This window comes from Serratia sp. JUb9 (genome assembly GCF_014298095.1).
GTDB lineage: Bacteria > Pseudomonadota > Gammaproteobacteria > Enterobacterales > Enterobacteriaceae > Serratia_B > Serratia_B rhizosphaerae.
Genome location: NZ_CP060416.1, coordinates 1636003 through 1660401, shown reverse-complemented (window position 1 = coordinate 1660401; position 24399 = coordinate 1636003). Strand labels below are relative to the sequence as shown.

Genomic DNA, 24399 nt, shown 5'->3' with positions numbered 1-24399 from the left:
GGTGTAAAACTATATCACAAAGCGCGCTTTACGGGAAAAATATACCCGCCTTTGTCGGCAAAAATGCGCCGACGGCGACAGGGGGACGACAGAACATGTATAATCCGCCGCAAAGAGAACAAGGAGCCCAACACGCCCATGAATGCTGAATCATCCGGCCGCGCTGCCAACGTCGACCAACAGGAAATCGCCAAATTCGAAGCCGTCGCCTCACGCTGGTGGGATCTGGAAGGTGAATTCAAACCGCTGCACCGCATTAATCCGCTGCGCCTGAACTACATTATGCAGCACGCCGACGGCATCTTTGACAAACAAGTGCTCGACGTCGGCTGCGGCGGCGGCATTCTGGCCGAAAGCATGGCGCGCGAAGGCGCACAGGTCACCGGACTGGATATGGGGGCGGAACCGCTGCAGGTGGCGCGGCTGCACGCCCTGGAAAGCGGCGTTGACGTCAGCTACGTACAGGAAACGGTCGAGAGCCATGCCGAAGCCAATCCGCAACGGTATGACGTCGTCACCTGCATGGAGATGCTCGAGCACGTGCCGGATCCGGCCTCGGTGGTGCGCGCCTGTGCGCAACTGGTCAAGCCGGGCGGCCATGTGTTCTTCTCCACCATCAACCGCAACACCAAAGCCTGGCTGATGGCGGTGGTCGGTGCCGAGTATATTTTGAAGATGGTGCCGCAGGGCACTCACGACCATAAGAAGTTTATCCGCCCTTCCGAGCTTATCCGCTGGGTCGACGGCACCGCGCTGCGGGAAAAGCACATGATCGGCCTGCATTACAACCCGATCACCGACCATTTCAAGCTGGGACGCAACGTTGACGTGAACTATATGGTTCATACCCAACACGTTGGCTAAGTGCCCTCACCCCGCGCCGGACGTGCTCTGATAACGTCCGGCGTGTCAAGCATTACACACAGAATGTCGCGCTTTTTCCGCTTTGATACTGAAAACGCTATATAAACTGTTTTTAATCATATTAAGTTCGATCAATATGCCGTTTTTATCTAACGTTTAAGAAATCGGCAATCGATCAAATTTTTGTAAACCAGAGGAAAATCTTATCGCGCTTATTGACAACCTTCGGGGCCAGACACGGCGCGCACTGGCAACGCACCCCCACATTTCACCCCCAAGTTATCCACAAAATCGGGCCATTTTGTTCACTTGCAAACCCCCGGTTTTCTCACTATCTTGTTACCACATCAATACACACCCCCTATATATAGTGTTTACATACTGAGCAGAGCGACTACACTTCTGCTTAGGGGAATCACACGGACAGGTAAAAATGAACCAAAGTCTACTTGTAACTAAACGCGATGGGCGTAAAGAGCGCATCAACCTCGACAAAATCCACCGGGTCATCGACTGGGCCGCGGAAGGTTTACACAACGTCTCGGTATCTCAAGTAGAGTTGCGTTCACACATCCAGTTTTATGACGGCATCAAAACCGCCGATATCCATGAAACCATCATCAAGGCGGCGGCCGATCTGATCTCGCGCGACGCGCCGGATTACCAATACCTGGCCGCGCGTCTGGCGATCTTCCACCTGCGTAAAAAAGCTTACGGCCAGTTTGAGCCGCCGAAGCTGCACGAGCACGTGGTGCGCATGGTTGAGATGGGTAAATACGATAAGCATCTGCTGGAAGACTACAGCGTCGAAGAGTTCGAGCAGATGAATGACTTTATCGACCACTGGCGCGACATGAACTTCTCTTACGCAGCGGTTAAACAGCTGGAAGGGAAATACCTGGTGCAGAACCGCGTCAGCGGCGAAATCTACGAGAGCGCGCAGTTCTTGTATATTTTGGTGGCCGCGTGCCTGTTCTCCAACTATCCGCGTGAAACCCGTCTGGACTACGTCAAACGTTTCTACGACGCGATTTCCACCTTCAAGATTTCTCTGCCTACGCCGATTATGTCCGGCGTGCGCACCCCGACCCGCCAGTTCAGCTCTTGCGTGCTGATCGAGTGCGGCGACAGCCTGGATTCCATCAACGCCACCTCCAGCGCCATTGTGAAATACGTTTCCCAACGCGCCGGTATCGGCATCAACGCCGGCCGCATCCGCGCGCTGGGCAGCCCGATCCGCGGCGGTGAAGCGTTCCACACCGGCTGTATCCCGTTCTACAAACACTTCCAGACCGCGGTGAAATCCTGCTCTCAGGGCGGCGTACGCGGCGGCGCGGCGACGCTGTTCTACCCGATGTGGCATCTGGAAGTTGAAAGCCTGCTGGTGCTGAAGAACAACCGCGGCGTTGAAGGCAACCGCGTACGTCACATGGACTACGGCGTGCAGCTGAACCGCCTGATGTACCAACGTCTGATCAAGGGCGGCGACATCACCCTGTTCAGCCCGTCCGACGTGCCGGGCCTGTACGATGCGTTCTTCGCCGATCAGGATGAATTCGAGCGCCTGTACACCCAATACGAGCAGGACAGCAGCATCCGCCAGAAACGTGTGAAAGCGGTTGAGCTGTTCTCGCTGATGATGCAGGAGCGCGCCTCTACCGGCCGTATCTACATCCAGAACGTTGACCACTGCAACACCCACAGCCCGTTTAATCCGCAGATCGCGCCGGTGCGCCAGTCCAACCTGTGCCTGGAAATCGCCCTGCCGACCAAACCGCTGGAAGACGTCAACGACGAAAATGGCGAAATTGCGCTGTGTACGCTGTCGGCCTTCAACCTGGGCGCCATTGAGCACCTGGATGAACTGGAAGAGCTGGCGACCCTGGCGGTACGTGCGCTGGATGCGCTGCTGGACTACCAGGATTACCCGATCACCGCAGCCCACCGCGGCGCCATGGGCCGTCGTACTCTGGGCATCGGCGTTATCAACTACGCCTACTACCTGGCGAAACACGGCGTGCGTTACTCCGACGGCAGCGCCAACAACCTGACGCACAAGACCTTTGAAGCCATTCAGTACTACCTGCTGAAAGCCTCCAACCGTCTGGCGCAGGAGCAAGGCGCCTGCCCGTGGTTCAACGAAACCACCTATGCGCAAGGCATTCTGCCGATCGACACCTACAAGAAAGATCTGGATGTCATCTGCCAGGAGCCGCTGCACTACGACTGGGAAACGCTGCGTAAAGAGATTCAGGAAACCGGCCTGCGTAACTCCACGCTGTCCGCGCTGATGCCGTCGGAAACCTCCTCGCAGATTTCCAACGCCACCAACGGCATTGAGCCGCCGCGCGGCCACATCAGCATCAAAGCGTCGAAAGACGGCATTCTGCGCCAGGTAGTGCCGGAATACGAACGTCTGAAAGAAGCCTACGAGCTGCTGTGGGACATGCCGAGCAACGACGGCTATCTGCAGCTGGTCGGCCTGATGCAGAAGTTTATCGACCAGTCGATTTCGGCCAACACCAACTATGACCCGACCCGCTTTACCGGCGGCAAGGTGCCGATGAAGCAGTTGCTCAAAGACCTGCTCACCACTTACAAGTTCGGTGTGAAGACTCTGTATTATCAAAACACCCGTGACGGCGCCGAAGACGTTCAGGAAGATATTCTGCCGGCCAAAGGCGGCGATGACGACTGCGAAAGCGGCGCCTGCAAGATTTAATTAACGCTGAGGGCCGGGCGTTCGGCCCCTACAAAGTTCGCACGTAGGGGCCGGTATAATCCGGCCCCTATCTGTGTGGTATCAAAGGATTCAGGCTCATGGCTTACACCACTTTTTCTCAGAATAAAAACGATCAACTGCTCGAACCGATGTTCTTTGGCCAATCGGTCAACGTCGCGCGTTTCGACCAGCAAAAATATGAAATTTTTGAAAAGCTGATCGAAAAACAGCTGTCCTTCTTCTGGCGTCCGGAAGAAGTGGACGTTTCCCGCGACCGCATCGACTATCAGGCTCTGCCGGAACACGAGAAACATATCTTCATCAGCAACCTGAAGTATCAGACGCTGCTGGACTCCATTCAGGGACGCAGCCCGAACGTCGCCCTGCTGCCGCTGATTTCGATCCCTGAGCTGGAAACCTGGGTGGAAACCTGGTCCTTCTCCGAGACCATTCACTCCCGCTCCTACACCCATATCATCCGCAATATCGTCAACGATCCGGCGCTGGTGTTTGACGACATCGTCACCAACGAAGAGATCAAAAAACGTGCGAAAGACATTTCGTCCTACTACGACGATCTGATTGAGATGACCGGCTATTACCATCTGCTGGGGGAAGGCGAGCATCAGGTGAACGGTAAAACCATTACCGTCAATCTGCGCGCGCTGAAAAAACAGCTGTATCTGTGCCTGATGAGCGTCAACGCGCTGGAAGCGATCCGCTTCTACGTCAGCTTCGCCTGTTCATTCGCCTTTGCCGAGCGCGAGCTGATGGAAGGCAACGCCAAAATCATCAAGCTGATCGCCCGTGACGAAGCGCTGCACCTGACCGGCACCCAGCATATGCTGAACCTGATGCGCTCCGGCGCCGACGACCCGGAAATGGCCGAGATCGCCGTCGAATGTCAGCAGCAGTGCTATGACCTGTTCGTTCTGGCCGCACAGCAAGAAAAAGAGTGGGCCGAATACCTGTTCAGCGGCGGCTCGATGATCGGCCTGAACAAAGACATCCTGTGCCAGTACGTGGAATACATCACCAACATCCGCATGCAGGCCGTCGGGCTGGGCGCGCCGTTCGAAACGCGCTCCAACCCTATCCCGTGGATCAACGCCTGGCTGGTGTCCGACAACGTCCAGGTGGCGCCGCAGGAAGTGGAAGTCAGTTCCTACCTGGTCGGCCAGATCGACTCTGAAGTCAACGCCGACGACCTGAGCGACTTCGAGCTCTAAGATGGCAACGCCAACCGTCACGCTGCGGGCTTCCGGCACGCAGCTAAACTGTCCGGCGCATGAAAACAGCCTGCTCGACGTGCTGGAGTTGCACGACGTGCAGGTGGAATATCAGTGCCGTTCCGGCTATTGCGGCGCTTGTCGGCTCAAGCTGGTGAAAGGCCAGGTGATCTATCGCCAGCAGCCGCTGGCGTTTATCAATGACGGTGAGATCCTGCCCTGCTGCTGTATGCCGCAGGCGGATATCGAGCTGGAATTGTAAAAGGGTGCCTGAGCCAACGCCTGGATACCAGAAATAGACGGGGTAACCCAGTTGAAGCTCCGCCTCAACCCTGGCAAAACGCTGCGACAGCCTTGTCCGCCTTGCGCCATCTGAGGTTACCCCGCGCTATGATTACCGCTTCACATCACATGCTAGCGTCATGTGGATAGTAATATTCCCCTGGTCAATCTTCAGCTCGCAGAGCGAACCTTTTATCATCCCAAAGAATATTAAAACCGTAATACATACAACGACTAACAGGTGTAGCGCATATTTTTTATGCACTGCTTGCCTCCTTGCGGTGAAGGGGCTACCATACCGGTGTCTAGGCGGTATGAGCAGCCCCATTCTGATTTAGAGTCAGTCTGGGGCTTTCATTTATCCGCCCTGCCACACCATGCTCAAGACGAACAGACTCAAGCACCCGCAAGCAGAATAACAGCATTGTCCCGCGACGAATATCCCCTATAATATTATGATTAATAAGGGATATATCATTAACATCAACGGTTCCTTACTCGATAATCTCCACCATCTCCAACCAGCCGTTTTTACCGCATACCTGCCCACCGGCCAGCCAGCGACGCAGCATATCCAGCGCCAGCATCGCCACCGACTCCTGCCGCAGACGCAGACCATGACGTGAGGCGCGATAGCGCACCGTCTGCCCGACGCTGCCGCGCGGCGTATGCAGCGCAATGCTGACCTGCTCATCCTGCATCGCGCTGACCGCCAGCGCCAGCTGTGCGCCCGCCAGTTGCGCCAGCGATTGTGCGCGCGCGATGACCGTTTCCAGCGTTTCCAGACAGTGCGAAGGCAACAGTTCGCCCCCGGCCAGCGGCGCATCTGCGCTTTGCAACTGCAGGTTGATAAGGCCGGCGCTGAACTGTTCGCTGAGCGCCAGCTTCAGCCCCTGCTGACGCAGTTGCTGCGCCAGCGTTGCCGGCAGCCCCACCGTGCCCTCAAAAATTGTATTGTCGCCGGCGACCTGGCGCACTCGCTGCCAGGCAGCTTCCATCGCCGCGCGTTGTGTTTCCGGGCCGGTCAGCTTCAGCTCGATAATCGGGCTGGAAGAGCGGTAACCCAGCACCACGCCCTCCGGCAACGGCATACCGTCCAGCTCGGCGGCCAGATCGCTTTCCGAGCAGCCGAAGGTAGTCAACCGCAGGCACAGCGGCGGCGCGGACAGCGTAAAGTGCTGACGCAGACGCGGCACAATCTGTTCCGTGACCATGGTTTTAAATTCAGACGGTACGCCGGGCGTAAAGAACATCAGGCACTTATTCAGCCGTAGCATAAACCCACAGGCGGTGCCGACGCGGTTATCGATAAGTTCGGCGTTAGCCGGAATCTGCGCCTGCTTGCGGTTCGAATCGGCCATCGGCCGGCCGCGCTCGGCGAAATACGCCTCCATGCGGGCGATCCATGCCGCCTGCTCCACCAGCTCAACGCCGGAGGCCGTCGCCGCCGCCAGCGCGCTGAGATCGTCGCTGGTCGGCCCCAGACCGCCGTTGACGATCAAGATGTCAGCGATTTGACTGCGTTCCTGCAGCGTTTCAATCAGGGAAGCGAGGCTGTCCCCCACCGTTTCACGCCCGCTCATCGGGATTCCCTGCTGGAACAGATAATCAGCCAGCCAGGCCGCATTGGTATCAATAATTTGCCCATGCAACACTTCGTCGCCGGTGCTGAGCATCTCAACCCTTAACATTGATCTCTCCCACATTTTCTGGTCATTCCACTATAGAAGTCTGTAAATAACTTTTCACTATCTATAAATCGTTTCTTATCACACTAAGCATTTTTCTGAATAACCGCACCGCCCACGAGGATGTAAGAATAACTTTACATACCATGTAACGCATGTTTGACATGATTTGCACCTTCAACTATCCTGCCGCTCACGCAAATCGTTACCTATAATTTTTCCAAACTCATCAACCGCAGAGAAAAACGTGAAGAATCGCACTCTTGGCAGTGTTTTTATCGTAGCCGGCACCTCTATCGGCGCCGGAATGCTGGCCATGCCGCTGGCGGCAGCCGGCGTCGGGTTCGGCGTAACCTTGAGTTTACTGATTGGGCTGTGGTTGTTGATGTGTTACACCGCCCTGCTGCTGGTAGAGGTCTATCAGCATGAGCAGGCCGATACCGGCCTCGGCACCCTGGCAAAACGCTATCTGGGCGGCGGCGGGCAGTGGCTCACCAGTTTCAGCATGATGTTTTTGATGTACGCTCTGACCGCCGCCTATATCAGCGGCGCCGGCGAACTGCTGGCCGCCAGCATCAGCCAGTGGACTGACAGCCACATGCCCAATGCGCTGGGCGTGCTGCTGTTTACCCTGATTGCCGGCGGCGTGGTGTGTATCGGCACGCATTCGGTCGATATGTTCAATCGCCTGCTGTTCAGCGCCAAGGTGGTGTTCCTGATCGTGATGCTCGGCCTGATGCTGCCGAATATTCACCAAACCAATCTGATGACGCTGCCGCTGGAGCAAGGGCTGGCGCTGTCGGCCATTCCGGTGATTTTCACCTCTTTTGGCTTCCATGGCAGCGTGCCGAGCATCGTCAACTATATGGGCGGCAATATCCGCAGGCTGCGCTGGATTTTTATCATCGGCAGCGCGATTCCGTTAGTGGCCTACATCTTCTGGCAGCTGGCGACGCTCGGCACCATCAGCTCAGACACCTTTATCGGCATTCTGGCGCAGCAGGCGGGCTTAAACGGGCTGCTTCAGGCGATGCGCGACGTGGTGGCGTCTCCCCACGTTGAACTGACAGTGCACCTGTTCGCTGACCTGGCGCTGGCAACCTCCTTCCTCGGCGTGTCGCTCGGTCTGTTCGATTTCCTGGCCGATTTATGCAAACGCAAAGATAACATCGGGGGGCGTTTGCAGACCGGTCTGATCACTTTCCTGCCGCCGCTGGCCTTCGCGCTGTTCTACCCGCGTGGCTTCGTGCTGGCGTTGGGCTTTGCCGCCATTGCGCTGGCGGTGCTGGCGCTGCTGCTGCCTTCGCTGCTGGTCTGGAAAACCCGCCGTCAGCATCAGACTTCATACCGCGTGTGGGGAGGAACGCCCGCGCTGGCGCTGGTATTCATCTGCGGTATCGCGGTGATCGCCATTCAGTTAAGCATTGCCGGCGGCCTGTTGCCGGCGGTGGGCTAAGCGAAAATAACAACGGGGGCCGAGGCCCCCGTTATGATTGAGTCAGGTCAGAAACTCAAACCGACGCCAATATATGGCCCGTCGGCCAGCGTGTTATCACGGTGCCCGTCTTTACCTTTCATCTTCATATAGCGATAGCCGACATCCACGCTCAGCGGACGCAGGACATTCCAGCGCAGGCCGCCGTTGGCTTCGCTGTACGACTTCACGCCGCTGGTAAAGGCCTCCGGCGCGAAGTAGCCTTCGCCGTACAGGCTGAAGTAACGGTTAATCGTCCACTCCAGGCCGCCGCCCAGCGCCAGCGCCCCGCCGTCTTTGCCCTCTTTCGGGCTCAGATACAGCGCCTTGCCGCCGACGGTCGCACTCAGCGGGCCGGCAGGCAGGCTGAAGGTCAGCCCCAGGCTGCCGACGTTGCCGTCATGGTCGCTGCGCGCCCAGTTGCCGTTCAGGCCAAACCCGGCGCTGTTGCTGCCCAGGTCGACGCCCAGATTGGTGTAATGGCGCCCGGCTTGTGCAGAAACACCGATGGCGCTTGCCGTTCCGCTGACCAGCAGCAGACCTGCTGCGCATGCCACTAAACTTTTCTTCATGTGCTTTCCCTTTTTGCGTTGATCTGTTCGCCTGATATGCGATGGCTGAACGCGCCATCGTAACGCGAAATACCTATACCGAAGCGCAACAGCCTATCAGCGCAGCCTGCGTGAGAAAAACCTTTTCCAATCAAATGAATGTAAATTTTTGCCGATCGACAGGAAAATTCTCACTGTTACCGGCAACAATAACTCAGACCTATTTGCCGCTGCGGATTAATAGGTCTACAAATAATAGTGCTTTACCGACGCGGGACGACAATCCGCTCCGCAGGTAAACACCGTGAACGCTGAGTCACCCGAGTATGCGCTATCACAGTTAACTGCTATATCAAGGAGCACAGGATGAGCAAGAAAGGATTAACCACCGCGGCCGGCGCGCCGGTTGTGGATAATAATAATGTCATCACCGCCGGCAAACGCGGTCCGATGCTGCTGCAGGACGTCTGGTTTCTGGAGAAACTTGCCCACTTCGACCGGGAGGTGATCCCGGAGCGCCGTATGCACGCCAAAGGTTCCGGCGCTTACGGCACCTTTACCGTCACCCACGACATCACTCAGTACACCCGCGCCAAAATTTTCTCTGAGATCGGCAAACAGACCGAGATGTTCGTGCGCTTCTCCACCGTGGCCGGCGAACGCGGCGCGGCCGACGCAGAGCGCGACATCCGCGGCTTTGCCATGAAGTTCTACACCGAAGAGGGCAACTGGGATCTGGTGGGCAACGATACGCCGGTATTTTACCTGCGCGATCCGCTCAAATTCCCGGATCTCAACCACGTGGTCAAGCGCGACCCGCGCACCAACCTGCGCAACCCGGTTTACAAGTGGGACTTTTTCTCTCACCTGCCGGAGTCGCTGCACCAGCTGACCATCGACTTCAGCGACCGCGGGCTGCCGAAGTCCTATCGCCATATGCACGGTTTCGGCAGCCATACGTTCAGCCTGATCAATGCCGACAACCAGCGTTTCTGGGTGAAATTCCACTTCCGCTGCGAACAGGGCATTGAGAATTTGATGGACGATCAGGCCGAAGCGATCATCGCCAAAGATCGTGAAAGCTCACAGCGCGATCTGTTCGAGGCGATCGAGCGAGGCGACTTCCCGCGTTGGAAGCTGCAGGTGCAGATCATGCCGGAACATGAGGCGTCGCAAACGCCGTATAACCCCTTCGATCTGACCAAGGTGTGGCCGCACGCCGACTACCCGCTGTTCGACGTCGGTTTCTTCGAGCTGAACCGCAACCCGGACAACTATTTCTCCGAGGTTGAGCAGGTAGCGATGAACCCGGCCAACGTGGTGCCCGGCATCGGTTTCTCGCCGGATAAAATGCTGCAGGGCCGCCTGTTCTCTTATGGCGATGCGCACCGCTACCGCCTGGGCGTTAATCATCACCAGATCCCGGTCAATGCCGCCAAATGCCCGTTCCATAACTACCACCGCGACGGCGCCATGCGCGTGGACGGCAACAGCGGCAACGGCGCCACCTATGAGCCGAACAGCTTCGGCCTGTATCAGGAGCAGCCGGATTTCAGCGAACCGCCATTGAGCATTGAGGGTGCGGCCGACCACTGGAACCACCGCGAAGACGATGATTACTACAGCCAGCCGCGCGCGCTGTTTGAGTTGTTAAGCGCCGAAGAGCATCAGCGGATGTTCACCCGCATCGCCGGTGAGCTGTCGCAGGTGCCCGAGGCTATCCAGCGTCGTCAGGTCGACCTGTTCACCCGCGTCCATCCGGACTATGGCGCCGGCGTCGCCAAGGCGCTGGGTCTGAAATAAAAGGTAATGCAGCGTCAGGGGCCGTTTCTATCCGGCCCCTTATTGACTCGTCGCCCGCCACTGTCGGCTGGCCCACTCCTGCACCTGCCGTCGCGCAATCTTGATGCCACCGCTTTTTAACTGCTCCGGCAAATGCCACAGTGCCACGGGCCGCTGGAAATTCGCCAGCCGATCCTGCGCCCACAGCAGCAGCGCTTCCAGCGACAGCGCGCCGTCCCCTTCAATCACCACTGCCGGACGCTGACCGAACTCGGCGTCATCCACCGGCACCACGAACACCTGCGAGATTTGCGGATGCGCCGCCAACACCCGCTCCACATCCTCCGGCTGCACGCCCTCGCCGCCGCTGAAAAACAGATTATCCAGGCGCCCGATAATACGCAGCTCGCCCTGCGCCATCACGCCGCGATCGCGGCTGTGGAACCAGCCCTGCGCATCGCCAATCGGCTGCAGCCGGCCGTCGCGCCAGTATCCCAACGCCATGCTCGCCGCGCGGATCCACACTTCTTCATCCACCAGCCTGATTTCCCGCCCTGCCAACGGCAAACCGACGCCCGGCAGCGCATCGGCACGCTTGGCGCACACCGTCGAGGCAAATTCGGTCAGGCCGTAGCCGCACCAGCAGCGGATGCCTTTGGCCTCCGCCTGCTCCGTCAGGGAGACCGGGATCATTGCGCCGCCAAGCAGCACCGCTTTCAGCGCCAGTGATGCCTGCGGCTGACTGAGCAAACGCCACAGCTGAGTCGGCACCAGCGACGCGTGGCTGCAGCCGGCCAGCGCCTGCGCCAACGGCATTCCGGCACGCACCACCAGCTGCGCCCCCGCCGCCAGCCAGCGCCAGATGATGCCCTGCCCGGAAACATGATACAGCGGCAGCGACAGCAGCCAGCTGTCGCCGGGCTGAAACGCCATCAGCTGCAGCACTCCTTCCGCGCTGGCCAGATGCCCGGCGCAGCTGTGCGCCGCGGCCTTGGGCAGACCGCTGGAGCCGGAGGTCAACGTCAGCGTCGCCAGGCGTTGGGGTTGCCAGCCGATGTCGCGCGGTTCGCCGCCGTCGGCCGCATCGGCGTCCAGCACCGGCACCCCGCTTATTCCCGCCGGCGTCCCGTCCGGCGCTACGGCGAACCGGATATCCAGCGTCGGCAGCAGCGCCTCCAGCGTCCGCGACGGCAGCGCCGGATTGAGCGTCAGCAGCCGGGCGCCGCACTGCAGCAGCGCCAGATAGGCCAGCAGCAGCGGATAATCATTCTTACCGCACAGCACCACGCCGCAGCCCGGCGTCACGCCCTGATGCTGAAAGCCCGCCGTCAGCGCATCGATCTGCTGGCGCAGCTGCCGCCAGCAGATCGCCTCCTGGCCTACCGTCAGCGCGGTGTCCGCCGGCCGCTGCCGCGCCCAGTAACGCCACGGCCAGTCGTTCAACTGCGCCATACGCACTCCAGCGCATCCGTCTCCAGCAGCGGCAGCGGGCTGCCCGGCCAGCGCCGCAGCAGTTGCGCCTGCATCAGCCCCAGCGTATCCAGCCCCGGTACGGTATCCGGCGTCAGCCAGTGCGCCATCCGCGCCAGTTGGGTCAACCCCAGGCTGGACTCAATGCTGGAGCTGATCACCGCCGTCAGCCCGGCCTGATGCGCCTGCTGAATCAACGCGCGGCAGCGGTTCAGGCTGCCGGTCAGCGTCGGTTTTATCACGATGGCCGCCACGCCCGGCTCGGCCTGTACCACAAAACCCGCCTCGCGCACGCTTTCATCCCAGGCGATGGCGATGCCGCTCTCCTGCGCAAAGGCACGCGACTCTGCGCGGGTTTTGCAGGGCTCTTCAATAAACGCGATACGCTTGCGCCACGCCGGGTTGACGTATTTGGCGAAGCCGGCGGCCCGCGACGGCGTCCAGCTGCGGTTGGCGTCCAGTCGCAGACGCAAATCCGGCAGCGCCTCCAGCAGCATATTGACCACCATGCCGTCACGTACCGCTTCATACAGCCCGACCTTCACCTTGGCGATCTTGTCGCCCGGCAGCGCCGCCAGTTCGGCAAACAGCGCATCGGGGTCGCCGGTGCACAGCGGCGCCTTGCGGTAATCGGCGTCGGCCGGCAGCTGCTGCCCGCACTCCGCCAGCGCGCAGCTGACGCCGAACGCCACCGACGGCAACCCGCTCTCGGCCGGTAAATCGCCGTCCAGCCAGCCTGGCAACCAGGCCAGCAGCGCCTGCTGCGCCTGCTCCAGCGTCTCGCGGCTGAATTCCGGCAGCGGCGCGATCTCGCCCCAGCCGCTGCGTTCGCCCTGCTGCAGATGCACCAACAGCCCGTCGCGCGTTTTCAGCCGCTGGTGACGCAGCACCACACCCGCCTCCATCGGCAGGCAATAGCGGTAAACGCCGGCACTACGCTCAGGGGCCGTCATTACGGATTACGCTTGAATTTGCTGAAGTCAGGCTGGCGCTTTTCGTTGAACGCATTACGTCCTTCCTGCCCTTCGTCGGTCATATAGAACAGCATGGTGGCATTGCCCGCCAGCTCCTGCAGACCGGCCTGGCCGTCGCAGTCGGCATTCAGCGCCGCCTTCAGACAGCGCAGCGCCATCGGGCTGTTCTGCAGCATCTCGCGGCACCAGCGCACCGTCTCTCTTTCCAGCTCGGCCAGCGGCACCACGGTATTGACCAGCCCCATATCCAGCGCCGCCTGCGCGTCATACTGACGGCACAGGAACCAGATTTCCCGCGCCTTTTTCTGGCCGACAATGCGCGCCATATAGGAAGCGCCCCAGCCACCGTCAAAGGAGCCGACTTTCGGGCCGGTCTGGCCGAATATCGCGTTGTCCGCCGCAATGGTCAGATCGCACATCATATGCAATACGTGACCGCCGCCGATCGAATAGCCCGCCACCATCGCCACCACCGGTTTCGGGCAGGTGCGGATCTGGCGCTGAAAATCGAGCACGTTCAGGTGGTGCACGCCGCTGTCGTCCTGATAGCCGCCGTAGTCGCCGCGCACCTTCTGATCGCCGCCGGAGCAGAACGCCTTGTCCCCCGCGCCGGTCAGGATAATCACGCCGATGCCGTCGTCGTAACGCGCATTGCTGAGCGCCTCAATCATCTCTTTTACCGTCTGCGGACGGAAAGCGTTGCGCACCTGCGGGCGGTTGATGGTGATTTTCGCGATGCCGTCGTGTGACTTGTGATACAGGATATCGCTGAAATCGCCGCTGCAGTCTTGCCAGTCGATGGCGGCGTACAGGTGTTCTTCATTCGGATAAAGCATGTTCGATTCCTTTAAGCAGGATTAACAAGAAAATCATTCAGCTGCGCGGCAAACGCGCGCGGATTGGCCAGATGTGCATTGTGCCCGGCCTGCACGACGGTGCGCAGCGGCAGACCGGCCGTGCGCGTCAGCACTTGAAATTTGTCGTCGTCGGCACCGCACAACACCAGTTTCGGCAGTTGCAGCCGCCGTAACTGCGGCGCCAGCCAGGGCTGACGCCCCAGCGAGGTGGCCTCCAGCATCGCCGCCACCGCTGGACCGTCATTGAGCGAGCGCGCTTCAATCAGCGCCTCGCGATGAGGCGCGCTCAGTTCGTGAAACACCGGTTGCCGATACCAGTCCGCCAGCACCTGCGGCAGCGGTTCGCTGCGGAAACGCGCCGCCCAGCGGGCGTCGTGCTCACAACGCTGACGGCGCAGTTCATCGCTGGTCAGCCCCGGATTGCCGCCTTCAATCACCAGCCCCTGCAAACCGGTCGTTTCGCCGCAGCAGGCGTGATACATGGCAATGCGTCCGCCCAGCGAATACCCCACCAGCCAGTAGCGCTCAATCTTATGCTGCCGCAGCGTAGCGCCAATCTGGCGGCTGACCTCGGCAAAGCTATGGCAGCGCTGACCGACCGATTCGCCATGCCCCGGCAGATCGATGGCCAGCGACGGCCATTGCGCGCAGCGGGCGGCGATCACCCGCCACTCATTATTGTTGCCCAGCAGGCCATGCAGCCAAACCAGCCACGGACGCTGGCGCTCGCCCTGCTGCAGTATGCGTGCGGCCAGCATCAGCGCGCCGCCATCTGCGCCAGCAGGCGCTGCAAGGTTTCCGCCCCCGCGGCAGGCGTAACCTGCAGCTCAATCAGCGTCGTGCCGCGATGACGCCAGCCGCGCTCAACCGCCTGTTGCAGCGCTTCCCAGTCGCTAACCTGCGCATACGCCAGTTGGAACATGGCGGCGGCATGGCTAAAGTCCACCGCCTGCGGCATACAGTAAAAACGTTCTCTTTCCTCTTCCGGCGTCGGCAGCAGCGAAAAAATTTGTCCGCCGTTGTTATTCACCACCACAAGCAGCGTCGGCGCCGAGCATTGACGCAACAACGCCAGTGAGTTCAGGTCATACAGCGCGGATAAATCGCCCACCAGCGCCAGCGTGGGTTTGGCGCCGGCGCGCTGTACGCCGGCGGCGGTGGAAATCAGGCCGTCGATGCCGCTGGCGCCGCGGTTGCTGAACACCGGATAGCCGGCAGGCAACTGCGCCAGCGCGTCAACCAGCCGCACCACCAGACTGTTGCCCAAAAACAGCTGCCCGTTCTGCGGCAACAGCTCCGGCAGGCGATGCGCCAGTTGCGCTTCGCCGAAGCGGTGATAAACGTCGCCTGCCACCGTCTCGAACGCGTCGTGCGCCAATGCAGGCAACTCAACGGCCCAGGGCGTACGCGGCTGCGCCGGATGCTGCGCCAGCCAGTCACTGACCGCAGCACAAATACGTCGGCCGCGATGATGCGCCGGATCGAGCCGCCCCGGCAGAGCGTCAATCAGCCAGTACTCCTCCGGCTGACAGCTCGCCTGCCACTGCAGCAGGCGTTTTCCCGTCAGACTGCCGCCGAACTGAATCACCAGCTGCGCATTGTCCAGCACTTGGCGAGCCCGCGGCTGCGCCAGCCACAGGTCGGCGCAGGGCAGCGGCTGGCCGGTCTGCGACAGTACGTCGCCAATCAGCGGCCAGCCCAGCGTCGCCGCCCACTGCGCCAGCTGAGCGCCCTCTTCGGCGCTGATACGCCCGGCCACCACCACGCCGCGCTTTTGCCGCCAGAAGAACCAGTCCGGCTGTAGCGGCACCTGGTGCGTATCCATCTCGCGCAGCCACGGCTGATTGCCTGTCCACCAGTCTCCAAGCTCTGCAGACCAGCCGGCATAGTGCTGCTCGCCGCCGCCATACAGCGGCTCGGCAAACGGACAGTTAATATGTAGCGCGCCGTGCGACAGCCGCGCCATCGCATCGTCGACGGTAGAAACCAGCCAACTGGCGGGGATATCCGGCGTTGGCCGTGGTAAGTCAATACTGAGGGTCGGATGGGAGGCATACAGGCCGCGCTGGCGAATCGCCTGATTGGCGCCGCAGTCGATCAGCTCCGGCGGCCGGTCGGCGGTGAGAAACACCAGCCGCTCCCCCGTCAGCCCGGCTTCAATCAGCGCCGGATACAGGTTAGCGGCTGCAGTGCCGGAGGTAACGATCACCGCCACCGGCTCGCGAGCGGCCTTCGCCAGCCCAAGCGCCAGATGGCCCAGCCCGCGTTCATCAAAATGGGTATGGCAAATAAAAGCAGGATTGGCTGCCGCCGCCAGCGTCAGCGGCGTAGAGCGTGAGCCCGGGGCAATACACACATGTCGTACGCCGTGGCGGGACACCGCCTCCAACAACAACGCCGCCCAACGGCGGTTAAAGACACTTGTCGACATAGTTGGCTCACAAGTCAAAGCAATCGGCCGGGGATATAGCCATCGCTGTCTGATTCACTAAAAGTCATTAACAAGAATTATATGAGTAGTTATCCTGGCAACTCTTGCGCCAGCGCAAAAACACGCGATATCCCGGCAGCAGGAAATGCGGCCAATCCCCCTGCCGATCAATTTTAGGGATTTATAGCCGTCACACTTCAAGTTATAGCCGCGTTGACTGTACTCAGTCCCTGAATCACTTACCTGTATCAGCCCCCATCAGGCTCCCTTCCCTTGCCGCTATCCTGTCACTCGAATTATTTAGGAGAGATACACGCAGTTAATCAGCAGCATCTGCAGCCGTTGACTCCGGCTGCAGCAGACTGCGCAGCGCCGCCGCCTTGTTGTCCAGCTCCCGCCACTCCTGCTGTGGGTCCGAACCGCTGACGATGCCGGCGCCGGCATACAGCTGCAGGCTATCGTCGTCAATCTGGCAGGAACGCAGCGCAACGCAAAACTCAGCGCGCCCGGCGGACAGATACCCGGCGCAGCCGGCGTACCAGCCGCGCGTCACCGGCTCATGGGCGGCGATAAATACCCGGGCTGCCCGGCGCGGCAGGCCTGCAACCGCCGCCGTCGGCTGCAGACGCTGCAGGCACTCCGCATCATCCGCCGCCTGCAACTGCCCGGAGATGCGTCGGCGCAGATGCTGCACCTTACGCAAACGCAGCACTTCCGGCGGCTGCACGTCCAGCGCGCTGACGCCGCCCTGCAGGCGCTGGCAAATATCATCCACTACCAGCAGGTTTTCATGCTGATTCTTCCGATCGTCCAGCAACCACTGCGCCAGCCGCTGCGCCCGAACATCATCGCCGTCATTAGCAACCGTGCCGGCCAGCGCCTCGGTCAGCAAATGTCGTCCGTCACGCAGATAGAGCCGTTCCGGGCTGGAGCCGAGGAAGGCCGAACGTGCGCTAAAGCGCAGCATAAAGTGGTAGCAGCGGTGATTAACCCGCCGGCTGGCCGCCATCAGCGCGGGGGCGGACGGCGGCTGCGTCAGCGTCAACCGGCTGTTGCGCGCCAGCACCACCTTCTCCAGACGCCCTGCGGCGATCGCCGTCAGCGCCTGCTGCAGCATCTGCGCCCAACCGGCGGCATCGGGACGATGCTCTACCGCCTCAACCGTCGTCCGCAGCGGAGCAATCGGCGTCGCCGGCGCCAGTGTCGCCAGCCAATCAGCCGTTGCTGATGCGTTTTCCGTAAACAGGTTAAGCGTCAAACTCGTGCAATTATCACGTCTCAGCCACGCCAGCCGTGGTAAAAACAGACAGGATGAACCGTCAAATGCCGTTAACCCCCAGACGCGCGCCGCAGGGTTCGCCGCAATAAACGCCTGCGCGGCGGCCACATCACTGAACTGCCGCAGCGCGCCGCACACCGCCGCCTCTTCCTGCTCATCCCGATGGCGCCAGTAAAACTGCGGGAAAGTGGATTGCGCCGCCAGCCATGCCAGCAAATCGTCGCTGAGCGCGTCGCTCACGGGGAGGGAAATCTGCCGGAAGCCAGCGGCGTCCGAGGAAGGCTGCGCCAGCCGCTGGCGCAACTGCTGCAACAATGCTGAGATATGTTCCACCGCCACCTCATTAACCAAACGAAATGTGGGGGATTATACGGTAAAACCGCCAGAGAGTCGGAAAAATAAAGCCCCGCGGCCAAAGGTGAGACAGAAGCGACGGCGGGAAAAGTGAAATGGCAGGCGACCGCATTGCGGCCGCCTATCAGCACAATGGTTTACTTCCGGGCCAGCAATAGCCCGAAGACGAGACCAATCGTCGCGCCGATGCCCACGCTATGCCAGGGATTATCACGCACATAATCGTCGGTGCGATGCACCGCCTCTTTGGCGCGCGCATAATATCCCTCGGAAGCGCCGCTCAAGCGAGACTTTACTTCTTTCAGCGCCTGCTCCGCATGGCTCTTAATATCCACATAAGCCTGATCGGCGCGGTCGCCCGAATAGTCCAATACTTCCTGCAGGGTATCGCTGAGCATGCGCAGATCGTCATCAAGGGTGGTACGACTTTCGTCCGTATATCTTGTCATTTCACCGTTCTCCATTGTTGTCGCCGCCGGATTTCAGCGCCGTGCCGAAATCCGTACGGCATAGCGGTTCGCCGTCTCTACACTATAGACAACAATTCCCGGCGCTTGCCAGATGTTAACGGCTGACGCGTGCTCTTCTTCAGGCGTCTCCCGTCGCCGAGGTCGAGCGTAACGCCGCCCGCCGCCCACGCGCCGCCAACCACAGGCCGCTGTTTTTCATCGCAAAGCCGAACAATAGCCCCACCAGCAGCGACAGCGTCACCAGACGCCACTCGCCGCCACCGGCGAAGGTGGCGCAGGCGCCGATAAAGGTCCCCGGCACAAAATTGAGCCACTGCTGCCAGGCCTGGATACACATCAGAAACGCCACCACGCCGGTCAACACATAGCCGAGCAGGCTCCAGGCCGGCTCAAGCGCGCTGCCGTGAATAATCAGCATCGCCCAGAAAACGCCGCTGCAGCAGGTCAGCGTGCTGACTAACAATCCCTTTACGCCGCCCTGCGGACAGGCGAAATAGGCCGTGCAGCCCAAAAAGCCCGCCCAGCTAATCAACCCGAGACTGACCGCAACCCAGCCCCAGATGCCAGAAAGAATGCCGGTGGTAACGGCAATGGCAACAAGTACATTCATAATACCGACCCTGGTAAAAAAGGAGCGTGCAGTTTACCGAAAAGCACCCGGCTGTATATGATCGCGATCAGCAAACGCATGTAATAAGCGGCGGATGGCAAGGCACGCAGCGGCAGGAAAAAGGCAAAAAAAAACCAGCGTGCAAGCACGCTGGAAATGACACACAACAACACCAGGGAAATCATCGGTCGTACAGTATGCGGTTAACGCACGTTTAGCGCGGGAACCCCGCTCGCGTCACCAGCAGTCCCAAAACGAGACATACCACTGCACTGACCATAAACAGTAAGTTGACCGCCAGCTGCAGGCTGGCATGGTCGATAACTACCCCCAACAGGATAGGCACCCAGTTGGCGATATAAGCAATCACATAAAACAGCGAAATCAGTCGCGCATGGCTGGATTTTGGTGAAATCAGATTCACCAGCGTCGCGCTGCCGACAAAAATCGCACCATAAGCATAGCCGGCAATTACCATTCCGGCAGCGGCCAGACCCAGCGAGTGGATCTGAATCGCTTCGGCAAACACCACCACCGACAGCGCCTGCGCCAGACAGCCAAACATCAGCGAGTGGCGAGCGTTAATCCGGCGGCTCAGAATCTGGCTAATGCCGGCTATCACCAGATAGACCGCAATCACATAGCCATACATACCGCGGCTGTGCATATTCAGCAGTTTTTCCGCTACGTTCGGACCAATCGCCAGAATACTGGCGGCCACCGCCCAGCAGGTAAACAGCGCGCCGGCGCAGAGATAAAACTTGATGCCGGTGGCCCGCAGGCCGTCAGCCAGCGAACTCTTTGCCGGCGTCGCCGCGCTGGCCGATGCATCACCCGCCGGCGCAACCGCCGCCTCACCCGGCCACTTCAGCATCACGCCCAGAGCCGCCACCGCCGCGACCGCCATAATAATGATAAACGGCAGTGACGTGGTGTAAAACCCTGTCTGCAACGCCAGACCGCTAAAAATCGGCCCCAGCGCCAGGCCAGTGGTAAAGGACAGCGTAGCAATCAGCGCCGCCACCTTACCGCCGTCTTTAGGCCCGAAGCGCACCAGCGCAATGTTCGCTGCACCGGTTAAAGCCCCGGTGCCGATGCCGGCCAGCAGGCGCGCCATAAACATCATCACAAACGAATCCGCCATGGCGAACAGCAACGCGCCGGCTAATACCACCAGCAGGGCCGGCACAATCATACTGCGCAGATCGCGCACTTTGCCGGCCATGTTGCCCACGCCGAACAGCGAAATCAGCACGCCGCCGGCATAAGCACCATAAATAATCGTCAGACTGACTGACGTTAAGCCCAACTCATGTTGATAAAGCGGATACAGCGGCGTCGGCGCACTGCTATTCAATAAAGCCGACATTAACGCCAGCGCCAAAAATAGCAAAATAGCAAAGTGCGACGCACCCGAATTCACTTTAGCGGCTTCTTCTACGGCCACTCCGTCAGACATCTCATTCTCCTGAAACTCTCGGCGCAAGGCCGTAATAAACACACCCTCCTGAAAACCAAAACGTATCAGGAAACGCGTTTATCATACCGTTCAGGAATAACCGTCAAAATAGCCAAGAATGCATCAGAGTGATTCAATTATGCATACCGCCCTTTAAGGGCATATACCATCAAACGCTATCGGGCGGATACTTTATAAGTATCTATTATTACTGTTACTCACTCAGAAACCTAGCCCGCCGATGGATAAATTATGCATAAGGATATAAGAGAAAGGACTAAGCGATAAATAAAATTTCCCGTTATTTATCAGCAATAAATCTAAAAATAAGTGAAAAAAGAAAAAGTGAAATTATAAAAAATAAAATGGCGCGCGAATAACCTGCAGCGCCATATTAGAGATCGGAGAAATTATCAGCGATCTACCCCCTGCCCGCCGCGGCCGGCTGGCGTGCCTTCGCCGGCGTGCGCCGCAGAATCGCCAGACCGCCGGAAAGAATAATCAGCGCCATGCCTACGGCGGCAATATACGACTGTTTCTCATCAAAGATTAGATAGCCAAGCAGCGTAGAGAAGATAATCGTGCTGTAAGAAAGAATGCTGACAATCACCGGGTTGCCGCTGCCGTAGGCGCGCGTCATGGTAATTTGCCCCAGGCTGCCGAAAACGCCAATTGCGCAGACATTGAGTAAGGTAATGGCATCCAACGCGGCAAAACCGATGGCGCCGGCCATCACCAGCCCCACCAGCGTGCCGACCAGAGAAAAATAGAACACCACCCGCAGTTCCGGCTCGCCGGTGCGCACCAGTTTGCCCACGTTAAAATAGGCCAGCGCGGTCAGCAGGCCGGACAACAGGCCGATCAGCGTCGCCGCATACTCGCCGTGCGGCATATCCGGCCGCAACAGCACCAAAATACCGACAAAGCCCAGCAGGACCGAAAACAGCAGTTTGCCGGTCAGTTGGCCTTTGGCGGTGACAAAAGTAATCACCGATTGAAAAATCGGGTTGGTGTAACCCAGCGTCGTGGCGGTGGCGATCGGTAAATGAATCAGGGAATAGAAACCGCAGTACATCGCCGCATTGCCAATCGCCGCACGCTTCATATGCAGCCCCAGATGCCGGGTGCGGAAGCCGAGATTCTTGATCTTTATCAGCGCCGCGACAATCAGCACATTGATGAACGAGCGATAAAAGATAATGTCAAAAAAACCGACCTTCGCCGACGCCAGTTTTATGCTGGCGCCCATCAGCGCAAAAAACACGCTGGCCACCAACATCCATAACGCAACCATAACTTCCTCATTAATAGCGGTTCGGACAGATCGCCGGCTTATACGCCGGGATGGATTATTTAGCTTCGGCGACGGTCAGCGGGCGGTTATCCGAACAGGCAAAAAACACCAGCATCTCCGCCCCCTGCGCGCCGGCCTGGCCCTGATGCACAATATCTACCGTATCGGTAAACGAATCCCCCTGGCGGAAAGTTCTCTTCTCGCCGGTTTTCGCCACCGTCAGCGAAATGCTGCCCGCGGTCATATGCACCGCGCTGATGCAGGGATGCGTATGCCAGGCCAGCACCCGATTCGGCTCAACGGTCACCTTCAGGATAGTGATCTGCGGCGCGCCGGCGGGATAGTGGCCGTAAGGCGTCCCTTCCCATGATTTTTCGGTTTTCAGCAACGTTTCTTTATTAATGCCTTCACCATGGGTCTCTTCCGCCAACGCATTCGTACAGGCCACCATCATGGCGGCAATTACGCCAGATCGATACATCATTGTCATCACCCCGCAATCTTATAAAAAAACAGCGTGAACACTCCCGGTTATTGTTCCCGGATACGCTGCTCATATTCAGCAACGCTCTCGGCATAATAACGATTGGGTGCCCGATGGTTTCCTACCATCATTTCAATCAGATATGGTCCGTCATGTGCGGCGGCGGCGGCCAGCGCATCATCCAGCTCGGCCAGCGTGGCGGCCTTGGCGGCGGCCACGCCCAGACTGCCGGCAAACGCCCGCCAGTCGTGCGACGGCAGCGCGGTGTATGCTTCTCCCACGCCGCTCTGCTGTAACGTGTCGATATGCATCGCGCCGTGTGCGCAGTTATTCATCACCACAAAGGTCATTTTCAGGCGGTAGCGGGCGGCGGTCTGAATTTCCATCCCGTGCATCAGCATACAGCCGTCGCCGGTCACCACCAGGCAGTCGCGCTGCGGCGCTGCCAGCTTGATGCCGATTCCGGCGCAAATCGCCCAGCCCATCGGTGCCAAAGCGCTGGAAGTGTGATAATCGCCCACGCCGCTGCTCTGCCAATGGTGCGCCATAAAAACACGGTGCGCGCCGGAGTCCACCACCACATTAGCGTCCGCAGCGGTGCGACGGCGTAAATGCTCAATCACCTCGCCGGGGTACAGGTGTTTTTCCTCCGCCATCATGCGCGCAGTCCGGTCCGGCTGACGCTGTTCAAGCGGCAGTTGGCCGACGTATTCCATCCACTGATTACGCAGCTTATTGACGCAGGCAAGATGCGGGTCATCAGCGTCAACCGCCGTCAGCAGGTACTGGAGAGAAGCGCTCAGGCTGGAGAAAATCTGCACGTCCGGCTGATAGTGCGAGCTGACTTGATCGAAATCTTCATCAATCACCACCAACGTCTTGGTGCCGTGCAATTTCGGGTGCCAGTTCAGGCTGTCACGCTGATTGAGATCGCACCCCAGCACCAGCAGCACATCGACTTCGTCGCCGTTGATGGCCTCCACCGCCCGGGTATGGCCGGCAAAGCCGTACAGGCCCAGCGCCAGCGGATGTCCTTCCGGAAATGCGCCCTTCCCTGCGAGCGTGGTGGCGACCGGCAGATGGTATTTTTCCGCCACCTGCCGCAGGAGTTCGGCGTCCTGCGGGTTATTCACCCGATTGCCGGCCAGACAGGCGATATTCAGGCCGCGCAGCAGATAATTATCCAGCACCGCCTCCAGCGCCGGCAGGTCAATCGCCGTTTCACGGCGCTGCGACGTGCGCGATGCCGGCGGCTCAACCGCCGGACGCTTTTGCATATCGACCGGCACGCTCAGATAGGTACGCCCTTTCCGCTGGCCGTTCAGGCATGACAGGCTGCGGCGCAGCTCATGCTGCAGCGTATGCGGCTGTTTCACCTCGATGGCGTTGCTCAGCAGCGGTTTGACAATGGTCAGCTCATCGATGCCGCTGTTGCTGCCGTCCTGGAACGCGCCCTGCGCTTCATGATAGGTGGCGATGCCGCCGGCCAGATACATCACCGGGATCTTATCCGCCTGCGCCGCCGCCATTGCCGGCAGGAAATTCATGGTGCCCGGCCCGGAGATGCCAAGGCAGACGCCGAAGTTGCCGCTGGCGCGCGCATAGCCGTCGGCCATAAAACCGCAGGCGGTTTCATGAGCAGCGACAATCCCGGCGATCGCGGATTCGTCAATGGACTTAATCAATGGATAAATCAGTTTGCCCGGCACCAAAAAGATATGCTGAATGCCGCGCTCGGCGAGCGCCTGGATAATAACATCGGCGTTATTACTTTGTACCGCTGATTTAGCGGCGGCCGGGAAGCCTCCTGCGATTGCGTCCGCGTTAGCCAATGCTGCGGGAGCGCACGTATTTCCTGCGTGAGACGCCATGTTTAATGTCCAGTCACAATAGAGAATCGAGCGAATCCCATCAGGCATCGCCGCCTATCGAGACTGGCTCCAATGAGTCGCTAACGATGAAATGTGCGGCAGATCACGCCAGCTCATCCGTTAGCATAAAGTTCGGCAGGTAAAAATAAAGATGCAAAATTGCTTCACAATGATGCATTTTTTTATACCATAAAACATAATAGATAATTATGATACGGCTGCCTCATTTTTAGCGCAACCCCCATTGCACCACG

22 protein-coding genes are annotated in these 24399 nt (G+C 59.3%); 6 read left to right on the top strand and 16 right to left on the bottom strand.

Annotation, left to right across the window (positions count from 1 at the left end; translation table 11 throughout):
• The first annotated feature begins 138 nt into the window (after positions 1-138).
• The 4 genes from ubiG (at position 139) to yfaE (ending at position 5077) form a co-directional block, all read left to right on the top strand.
• Entirely contained in the window at positions 139-864 is a 726-nt protein-coding gene (ubiG, locus tag HF675_RS07825) for a bifunctional 2-polyprenyl-6-hydroxyphenol methylase/3-demethylubiquinol 3-O-methyltransferase UbiG (RefSeq protein ID WP_105231907.1), read from the top strand.
• A gap of 433 nt (positions 865-1297) precedes the next feature.
• Positions 1298-3586: a class 1a ribonucleoside-diphosphate reductase subunit alpha gene (nrdA, locus tag HF675_RS07820; RefSeq protein WP_105231908.1), complete on the top strand. Its 2289-nt coding sequence runs from the start codon at positions 1298-1300 to the stop codon at positions 3584-3586.
• A 98-nt stretch (positions 3587-3684) separates the two neighbouring features.
• On the top strand, positions 3685-4815 hold the full coding sequence (gene nrdB, locus HF675_RS07815; RefSeq protein WP_187044372.1) for a class Ia ribonucleoside-diphosphate reductase subunit beta: 1131 nt from the start codon (positions 3685-3687) through the stop codon (positions 4813-4815).
• Position 4816: 1 nt separating this feature from the next.
• Positions 4817-5077 (top strand): class I ribonucleotide reductase maintenance protein YfaE, encoded by a 261-nt coding sequence (yfaE, locus tag HF675_RS07810; RefSeq protein WP_105231910.1) that lies wholly within the window; start codon positions 4817-4819, stop codon positions 5075-5077.
• A gap of 132 nt (positions 5078-5209) precedes the next feature.
• On the opposite strand, the gene HF675_RS07805 is transcribed toward yfaE, so the two are convergent.
• Positions 5210-5425: a Hok/Gef family protein gene (locus HF675_RS07805; protein WP_015673130.1), complete on the bottom strand. Its 216-nt coding sequence runs from the start codon at positions 5423-5425 to the stop codon at positions 5210-5212.
• 166 nt (positions 5426-5591) lie between these two features.
• A complete protein-coding gene (locus HF675_RS07800; RefSeq protein WP_111736726.1) occupies positions 5592-6788 on the bottom strand; it encodes a nicotinamide mononucleotide deamidase-related protein YfaY in 1197 nt (398 codons plus the stop codon).
• Between the two features lie 244 nt (positions 6789-7032).
• Here HF675_RS07800 and tyrP point away from each other — a divergent pair, with 244 nt between their 5' ends.
• Positions 7033-8241 carry a tyrosine transporter TyrP gene (tyrP, locus tag HF675_RS07795; RefSeq protein WP_187044371.1) on the top strand — a complete coding sequence of 403 codons (1209 nt, stop codon included), beginning with the start codon at positions 7033-7035 and terminating at the stop codon, positions 8239-8241.
• 47 nt (positions 8242-8288) lie between these two features.
• On the opposite strand, the gene HF675_RS07790 is transcribed toward tyrP, so the two are convergent.
• Positions 8289-8831 carry a YfaZ family outer membrane protein gene (locus HF675_RS07790; RefSeq protein ID WP_187044370.1) on the bottom strand — a complete coding sequence of 181 codons (543 nt, stop codon included), beginning with the start codon at positions 8829-8831 and terminating at the stop codon, positions 8289-8291.
• 345 nt (positions 8832-9176) lie between these two features.
• On the opposite strand from HF675_RS07790, the gene katA reads away from it, so the two are divergent.
• Positions 9177-10613, top strand: coding sequence for a catalase KatA (gene katA, locus HF675_RS07785; protein WP_187044369.1), 1437 nt, complete (start codon positions 9177-9179; stop codon positions 10611-10613).
• 39 nt (positions 10614-10652) lie between these two features.
• Here katA and menE read toward each other — a convergent pair whose 3' ends face one another.
• The 13 genes from menE to HF675_RS07720 all read right to left on the bottom strand — a co-directional run bounded on the left by menE (position 10653) and on the right by HF675_RS07720 (position 24145).
• The gene (menE, locus tag HF675_RS07780; protein ID WP_187044368.1) at positions 10653-12044 is read right to left on the bottom strand and encodes an o-succinylbenzoate--CoA ligase; all 1392 of its coding nucleotides are present in this window, start codon (positions 12042-12044) and stop codon (positions 10653-10655) included.
• Entirely contained in the window at positions 12032-13015 is a 984-nt protein-coding gene (gene menC, locus HF675_RS07775; protein WP_187044367.1) for an o-succinylbenzoate synthase, read from the bottom strand. Before menC ends, menE begins: the two co-directional genes overlap by 13 nt.
• Positions 13015-13872 carry a 1,4-dihydroxy-2-naphthoyl-CoA synthase gene (gene menB, locus HF675_RS07770; RefSeq protein ID WP_111736723.1) on the bottom strand — a complete coding sequence of 286 codons (858 nt, stop codon included), beginning with the start codon at positions 13870-13872 and terminating at the stop codon, positions 13015-13017. The genes menC and menB overlap by 1 nt, the downstream gene beginning before the upstream one ends.
• A gap of 11 nt (positions 13873-13883) precedes the next feature.
• Positions 13884-14651 carry a 2-succinyl-6-hydroxy-2,4-cyclohexadiene-1-carboxylate synthase gene (gene menH / locus HF675_RS07765; protein WP_187044366.1) on the bottom strand — a complete coding sequence of 256 codons (768 nt, stop codon included), beginning with the start codon at positions 14649-14651 and terminating at the stop codon, positions 13884-13886.
• Complete coding sequence (gene menD, locus HF675_RS07760) at positions 14651-16324, bottom strand: 2-succinyl-5-enolpyruvyl-6-hydroxy-3-cyclohexene-1-carboxylic-acid synthase (protein ID WP_187044365.1); 1674 nt, start codon at positions 16322-16324, stop codon at positions 14651-14653. The genes menH and menD overlap by 1 nt, the downstream gene beginning before the upstream one ends.
• Before the next feature lie 319 nt (positions 16325-16643).
• Positions 16644-17936: an isochorismate synthase MenF gene (gene menF, locus HF675_RS07755; protein ID WP_187044364.1), complete on the bottom strand. Its 1293-nt coding sequence runs from the start codon at positions 17934-17936 to the stop codon at positions 16644-16646.
• Positions 17937-18094: 158 nt separating this feature from the next.
• Positions 18095-18406, bottom strand: a complete 312-nt coding sequence (gene elaB, locus HF675_RS07750; protein WP_105233449.1) for a stress response protein ElaB — start codon at positions 18404-18406, stop codon at positions 18095-18097.
• Between the two features lie 139 nt (positions 18407-18545).
• A complete protein-coding gene (locus HF675_RS07745) occupies positions 18546-19037 on the bottom strand; it encodes a DUF1097 domain-containing protein (RefSeq protein WP_105231920.1) in 492 nt (163 codons plus the stop codon).
• Positions 19034-19222 carry a hypothetical protein gene (locus tag HF675_RS07740; protein WP_187044363.1) on the bottom strand — a complete coding sequence of 63 codons (189 nt, stop codon included), beginning with the start codon at positions 19220-19222 and terminating at the stop codon, positions 19034-19036. The genes HF675_RS07745 and HF675_RS07740 overlap by 4 nt, the downstream gene beginning before the upstream one ends.
• Positions 19223-19251: 29 nt before the next feature.
• Positions 19252-20496: an MFS transporter gene (locus HF675_RS07735; RefSeq protein WP_105231922.1), complete on the bottom strand. Its 1245-nt coding sequence runs from the start codon at positions 20494-20496 to the stop codon at positions 19252-19254.
• A 421-nt stretch (positions 20497-20917) separates the two neighbouring features.
• On the bottom strand, positions 20918-21790 hold the full coding sequence (locus HF675_RS07730; protein ID WP_105231923.1) for a DMT family transporter: 873 nt from the start codon (positions 21788-21790) through the stop codon (positions 20918-20920).
• A 55-nt stretch (positions 21791-21845) separates the two neighbouring features.
• The gene (locus HF675_RS07725) at positions 21846-22274 is read right to left on the bottom strand and encodes a cupin domain-containing protein (RefSeq protein ID WP_234008591.1); all 429 of its coding nucleotides are present in this window, start codon (positions 22272-22274) and stop codon (positions 21846-21848) included.
• A 47-nt stretch (positions 22275-22321) separates the two neighbouring features.
• A complete protein-coding gene (locus HF675_RS07720) occupies positions 22322-24145 on the bottom strand; it encodes a thiamine pyrophosphate-binding protein (protein ID WP_187044362.1) in 1824 nt (607 codons plus the stop codon).
• Between the last annotated feature and the right edge of the window lie 254 nt (positions 24146-24399).